General features: G+C 56.3%; 1 protein-coding gene. It reads right to left on the reverse strand.

The annotated features are described in order from the left end of the window. Positions 1-591 (reverse strand): ATP-binding cassette domain-containing protein (locus QQJ79_RS15850; protein ID WP_284223899.1); only part of this gene is annotated, 591 nt, incomplete at both ends.

A 591-nucleotide genomic window follows, 5' to 3' on the forward strand; every position in this document is an offset into this window, starting at 1 on the left:
CCACACCGGCAATCCCCATGACTTCACCGGCGCGAACGTCAAGGTTGATCTGGCTGAGATTGACGCCGAACTGGTCGCTGGTTTCCATGCTGAGGTCGCGAATTTTCAGGCGAACCTCGCCCCGTGTCGCATTTTCCACATGTTCCGGTGCCACAAGGTTGGTGCCGATCATCATCTCAGCGAGGGACTTGGATGTTTCCTGTGTGGGGTCGCATTCCGTGATATATTTACCGCCCCGCAGGATCGTCGCCTTGTGACAGAGGGCTTTGATCTCGTCCAGTTTGTGACTGATATACAGGATCGAAACCCCTTCATCCGCAAGGCGGCGCAGGGTTTCAAACATCTTGTCGGCTTCCTGTGGGGTCAGGACCGATGTGGGTTCATCCATGATCAGCAGCTTGGGATTTTGCAGCAGGCACCGAACAATCTCGATGCGCTGTTTTTCACCAACAGACAGCGTGTGGACATGACGGTGCGGCTCAAGGGGGAGGCCGTAATTGTTGGAAACCTCGACGATCCGGCGGGCCAGTTCAGCCATGTTTTGGCGACCGGGCAGGCCAAGGGCGATATTCTCGGTGACCGTCATGGCTT

The organism is Brevundimonas denitrificans (assembly GCF_030160755.1).
Taxonomy (GTDB): domain Bacteria; phylum Pseudomonadota; class Alphaproteobacteria; order Caulobacterales; family Caulobacteraceae; genus Brevundimonas; species Brevundimonas denitrificans.